At 70.5% G+C, this 5970-nt stretch carries 3 protein-coding genes and 1 pseudogene; 3 read left to right on the plus strand and 1 reads right to left on the minus strand.

Annotated elements, in window-relative coordinates; genetic code table 11:
- A pseudogene (locus M6444_RS20905) lies at positions 1-365 on the minus strand (DoxX family protein); the annotation flags it as partial.
- Between the two features lie 238 nt (positions 366-603).
- Between M6444_RS20905 and M6444_RS20910 the strand changes: the two are divergent.
- The 3 genes from M6444_RS20910 to M6444_RS20920 form a co-directional block, all read left to right on the plus strand.
- Positions 604-3537, plus strand: coding sequence for an AAA family ATPase (locus M6444_RS20910; protein WP_298331888.1), 2934 nt, complete (start codon positions 604-606; stop codon positions 3535-3537).
- Between the two features lie 112 nt (positions 3538-3649).
- On the plus strand, positions 3650-3790 hold the full coding sequence (locus M6444_RS20915; protein ID WP_298331883.1) for a hypothetical protein: 141 nt from the start codon (positions 3650-3652) through the stop codon (positions 3788-3790).
- Positions 3791-3848: 58 nt separating this feature from the next.
- On the plus strand, positions 3849-5970 hold a 2122-nt coding region (locus tag M6444_RS20920), incomplete at its 3' end, for a S8 family peptidase (RefSeq protein WP_298331886.1).

Raw genomic sequence — 5970 nt, forward strand, 5'->3', positions numbered from 1 at the left:
ATCCCCACCAGCGCTGCGCCCAGCAGAACCAGCCCGGTCTTGACGAACTTGGCCGTCACGAGGGTGAGCCCGATGACCGTCTCGACGATCGCGGTCAGGTACAGGGCCACGTCACCTGCGACGATGCCGAGCGTCAGGGCGCCGAGAGTCCGCACCGCCAAGCTCTCAGCCGGACTCATGCCGATGAACTTCAGCACCCCGAACGCGGTGAAGACGAGGCCGAGACTGAACCGGAGAATGCCGACGCTGTGCCGAGCGAGCCAACCACCCAGTGCCTTGATCGCCCGGTCGACGCCGATGGGCGAGCGCGTCGAAACCGGCCGCTGCGCGGTGGGGCGCTCGGTGAAGGTCGTGTCGGTAGCCATGATCAGCTCCATCTACGAGGTCGTTACGGTCGGAATTCAGCCTTCCGATCACGGCCTCGCAGATCGTCGGGCAGAGATCGGCAGTTCGGTACGTCGTTGCCGGTAGCTCCGCCGCGCTCGCGTCATCACGTCGTCGTAGTACTGTGCGCCCAGGGCACGACTTCCCGACACCGCCGCAGCGCCCAGGGGGCATCGTGCCGGGCGTGGCCAGTTCGACTGCGAGGAGATAGCCGTGGTCATGCGTCCATCGGTGGCTTCGGAATCCGATATCGAACCCGATTTGGCCACACCCGCGTTCGTGGGGCGCGAGGGCGACTTGGCCCGGCTGGCCGGAGCCTTGGCCCGGCGGCCCGCGGTGGTGTTGATCGAAGGCGAAGCGGGCATCGGCAAGACCCGACTGGTCCAGGAACTGCTGGCCACCGAGTCATCGGTGGGCGAATCGGTCTTGATGGCCACCTGCCCGCCCTACCTCGACTCGCTGACCCTGGGCCCCATCGTCGACGGAATCCGTCAGGGGCACCGCACCGCCCGGCCGTCAGCCGCGACGAACCCGCTGCTCGGCGCGTTGCGGCCGCTGTTCCCGGAGTGGGACTCCGTGCTACCGCGGGCTCCGGAGCCGTTGGAGGACGCCTCAGCCGCCCGGCATCGCCTGTTCAGTGCGCTGGCCGAGCTGATCGCCGGAATGAACACCAGCGTCCTGGTGGTCGAGGATGCGCACTGGGCCGACGAGGCGACGCTCGGCTTCCTGCTCTTCCTGGCCTCCCGGAGCACGCCGGATCTGAGCATCGTGGTGACCTACCGTCCCGAGGACGTACCCGCCGGTTCATCACTGCTGCGGCTGGCCTCGCGTCATCGCCCGGACGTCGCCCAACTGCGGCTGGCCTTGCCCCCGTTGGACGTCACGCACACCGCGGGGCTCGTCTCGTCCATGCTGGGCGGCGAGTCGGTGTCCGAGGCCTTCGTCGCCTTCCTCCATGAGCACACGGCCGGCATTCCGCTCGTCGTCGAGGAGTCGGTGCGTCTGCTCCGGCAGCGCGAGGACGTCGCCCGCCGGGACGGGCAGTGGGTTCGCCGCACGCTCGACGAGCTGAGCGTGCCACCGACCGTGCGTGACCTGGTGCTGGAGCGCGCCCAGCGACTCGACGCCACCGTACGGCGGATCCTCACCGCGATGGCCGTGCTGGCCGAGCCCGCGGACGAGCGCCTCGTGGCCGAAACGGCCGGACTACCCCGGAGCACGGTCCGGCCCGCGCTGGCCCAGGCCGTGCGTTCCGGGCTGCTCGACGACGACGCGCGGGGGCGCGTCATGTTCCGCCACGTCCTGATGGGGCGGGCGATCTACGAGTCGGCGCCGGCTGCGGAGCTGACCAGCATGCATCTGCGGGCGGGACAGGCGATGCAGACCGCGGACCCGGCACCGGTGATGCAGCTCGCCCGGCATTTCCGGGCCGCCGACGTGCCGGCCTGGGTCACCTACGTCGAGCAGGCCACTGACGTGGCGATCGCCTCCGGTGACCACGGGACAGCTGTCGCGTTGATCGACGACGCGCTCGGTGCGGCCGAGCTGCCCGCGAGCGCCCAGGCACGCCTTGCCCGGCGGCTGCTGGTCGTGGGTGCGCGGATCGAGGGCGTCGGCGACGTCATCCGGCGCGCGGTGCGATCCCTGCAGGACGTGCTCGCCACCGCCACGTTGACCCCCGTCGAGCAGGCCGAGATCCGTAACCCCCTCGGGCGGCTGCTGCTCCAGCTCCGCCAGTTCGACGCTGCTCATGCCCAGCTGGCCGAAGCTGCACCGCATCTGGTTCACGATCCGGCCGAGGCGGGCCGGGTCATGACCTACCTCGGTTATCCACTCCCCGGGAGCCAACCCGCCGCTGAGCATCTGCGCTGGCTGAATCGTGCCGCAGAGGTGGCCGGTAAAGTCACCGGCCCTGCCGAACGCCTTGCCCTCACCGCCGATCGAGCAGCGGCCCTGCTGACGCTCGGTGACCAGACCGGCTGGGCGGTGGCGGCCGAGTTGCCGGCCACGGTCGAGGCCACCGACGAAGCGTTCGCGCTGACCCGCGGCTTGGCCAACGTCGGCTACTGCGCCACGCTGTGGGGCCGCTATGCCGACGCCGAGCGTCATCTCGCGCGTGCGTCGACCCTGGTCGACGACGTCGAGTACAGCCGGATGCGCTCCACGGTGGCAGCGATGCAGCTGCACCTGGACTGGCTGACCGGCCGGTGGGACGGGCTCGCCGAGCGGGCTGCCGAGCTCTCTGATGTCGACGACGACGGCCGCCGCGACCGTCTCGAAGCCGTGTTGGTGACGGCGTTGCTCGACGCGGTCACCGGAGCCCGAGACCGGGCGGTGACGCGCTTACGGGAGTTGATCGAGGCCCAGCCGCCGATCAACATCGCCGACCTGCCACCCACAGCTGCCGCGGCGCTGAGCGATCTACTACTGGCCGACGGCCACGTCGAAGACGCGCTGGCCGCAACCGCTGAGCCGATCGAGACGATCCAGCGCAAAGACACCTGGATCTGGGCTACCGACGTGGTCCGTGCACGTGTTCAGGCACTCATGGCGTCCGGGTCCTTGCAGCACGCAGCCGAGCTGGTGGAGCAGTTCGCCACTGGGCTCGCCGGGCGCGGCGCACCGGCACCGCAGGCCGCGCTCGGCACCTGCCGCGCGCTGCTCAGCCAGGCTCGAGACACGCGGTCTCGTGCCGCCGAGGCGTTCGAACGTGCCGCCGCGGCGTGGGACGCTCTCCCCCGGCCGCTCGATGCCCTCCTGGCCCGAGAACAGCAGGGCGAGTGTCTCGTGGCCGGCGGCCGGCCCGACACCGCGATCGAGGTGCTGACCCGCGTGTGTGACGGGTTCGCCACGCTGGGCGCTCGCGCCGAGGCGCGCCGGGTCGGCTCCCGGTTGCGTGAGCTGGGTGTCGAGACCCGTCCGCGTTGGCGGGGCGGGCGACGCGGCTACGGCGACGCCTTGTCGCCGCGTGAGACCGAAGTGGTGCGCCTGGTGATCGCCGGCCGGACGAACCGCGAGATCGCGCAGGCCCTGTCGCGCTCGCCGAACACCGTGGCCACCCAGCTCAATTCGGCGATGCGCAAGCTGCAGGTCTCGTCGCGTACCGCGCTCGCAGTCCGAGCGGTGGAAGCCGGGCTCGTCGTCGACGCCTGAGTGCCCGACCCGGGAACGAATGCAGAAGATTCGCTCATCTGGGTGATCGCAAGCAATCCCCGCACTACGGATACTTCACGCAGCAACGATGCTCCCAGCTGGAGATCCGTGGATGACGACGATGCCCGAAGACGGCGACGAAGTTCCGGCTTCGCCGCAGCCCGACACCCCGCCGGAGGCTGCAACCACCCCGGCCGAGCCCGAGCCGGAACGCCCCGCCGAGGGCGGACTCGGTGGCTACGTGCCGATCTGACCACTCCCGCGCCTCGAGCCGCCCTGCCCCACCTGTACCGGACTGGAGATGACGTCGAATGAGACGTGCGCCCACAGCTCTACGCCGAAGTTTCGCCGTGCTCTTGCCCGCCGGCGTCGTGATCGCCGGCCTGGCCGCGCCCGCCCCTGCCGCAGCCCCGGACGGTAGCGCCCCGCCGGCGGCTCCCGACGCCGGCGATGCCCTCGACGAGGTCGTTGTCGACGGTGTCGCACCCGGCTCGTACGACCTCACCTTGATCACCGGCGACCTGGTCACCGTGACCGTCGATGCGGGCGGACGGATGGCCGTCGACGTGCCCGGCGGTGGAGAGTACCGCGGTGAGAGCGGCCCGGACGGCGTGTTCGTGATTCCGGCGGAAGCCGAGCCGTACCTGGCCGACGGGTTGCTCGACCCCACCTTGTTCGACGTCGAATACCTCGTGCGCAACGACTACACCGACGCCACCACCGACCACGTGCCCGTCATCGTCGATCTACCCGACCAGCAGCGACCGGCCACGGCGCGCAGCGCGGCCGCGTCCCTGCCCGGCGCCGAGGTCGACACGGTCCTCGACACGATCGTGGCCGCCGGTGTCAGCGTGGACAAAGATCACGCGCAGCGATTCTGGGCGGCGCTCACCGCTGAAGACACGACGGCCTCTCGTACTTCCGACGAGCCGAGCCTGGCCGCCGGAACCGAGAAGGTGTGGCTGGATCGCCGGATCGAGGTCGCCCTGGACGAGTCCGTGCCCCAGATCGGCACCCAGACCGCCCACGATGCCGGCTACGACGGCACCGGTGTGACCGTCGCCGTCCTGGACACCGGTGTCGACCTCGACCATCCCGATCTGACCGGCAAGATCAGCGCCGCGAAGAATTTCATGTCCGATGCGCCGATGGCCGACGCACACGGGCACGGCACGCACGTGGCGTCGATCATCGCCGGGTCAGGTGCTGCCTCGGATGGGCGGTATGCCGGGGTCGCACCCGGGGCGGACCTGGCCATCGGCAAGGTTCTCAACGACAACGGCCAGGGCACCGAGTCGGCCCTGATCGCCGGGATGGAGTGGGCTGCCGCCCAGATCGACGCCGACGTCGTCTCGATGAGCCTCGGCGGGTGCTGCACCGACGGCACCGACCCGATGAGCCAGACACTCAACCTGCTGTCGTTGACCACCGACACCTTGTTCGTGGTGGCCGCCGGTAACGACGGACCCGGGGCGGAGACCATCGCGAGCCCCGGTTCGGCCGTCGAAGCGCTGACCGTCGGTGCCGTGGACAAACAGGACGTGCTTGCCGAGTTCTCCAGTCGCGGGCCGGTCCAGGACAACTACCGGCTCAAACCCGAGATCACCGCTCCCGGTGTCGGCATCGTCGCGGCGCGGGCAGCCGGGACGGCCATGGGCCTGCCGGCAGGCGAGCACTACACCGCGGCCAACGGCACCTCGATGGCCACGCCGCACGTGGCCGGCGCGGCTGCCCTGCTGAGCCAGCAGCATCCGGAGTGGGGCGTCAAGGAGCTGAAGGGCACCTTGGTGTCCACTGCAGCCGACGCCGGTGACCCTGCCTGGCACCAGGGTGCAGGACGGGTCGACGTCGCCCGGGCTGTGACCCAGACACTCCGCGTCGACCTCGACTACGGCGACGGGCTGAACCGCGACGGCATCACCGCCAGCATCACCCCCGGCATGCTCAGCCCCGCCGACGAGCCCGTCACCGAGCACCTCGTCGTGACCAACAACTCCGCCGCCGAGGTCGAGGTGTCGTTGACGGCCGAACTGCTCGACGAGGACGGCGACGCCGCCCCCGCAGCCACACTCGTCGTCGACGCCGACGACGTGACGCTCCCAGCCGGTGCCGCGGCGACCGTCACGGCCACCATCGACCACCGCCAGCTGGACGTCGGGCACTACGAAGGCGCCATCACGGCCACGACGCCGCAGGGCGACCACCTCACCGTGCCGGTCGCGTTCCGCCGGCTGCCCGAGATGAGTGAGCTGACGGTGAACCTGATCGCCCCGACGGACCTGCGGGAGTGGTACGCGACCGTCGTCAGCGCCGTCACCGTGCTGCGCATCGACGACCAGGACCTGCCGTGGACCGCCTCGTCCCGCGAGTGGGACGAGACCGGCGAGCCCGGCGTCTTGACGACCACCGTGCTCGTTCCGGACGGGATCCACA

The organism is Haloactinopolyspora sp. (genome assembly GCF_027324685.1).
Lineage (GTDB): Bacteria > Actinomycetota > Actinomycetes > Jiangellales > Jiangellaceae > Haloactinopolyspora.

Bases quoted from the DNA above. Each gene is read 5' to 3' on its own strand.
- M6444_RS20910 (WP_298331888.1), top strand. From the start codon at position 604: ATGCGTCCATCGGTGGCTTCGGAATCCGATATCGAACCCGATTTGGCC.
- M6444_RS20915 (WP_298331883.1), top strand. From the start codon at position 3,650: ATGACGACGATGCCCGAAGACGGCGACGAAGTTCCGGCTTCGCCGCAG.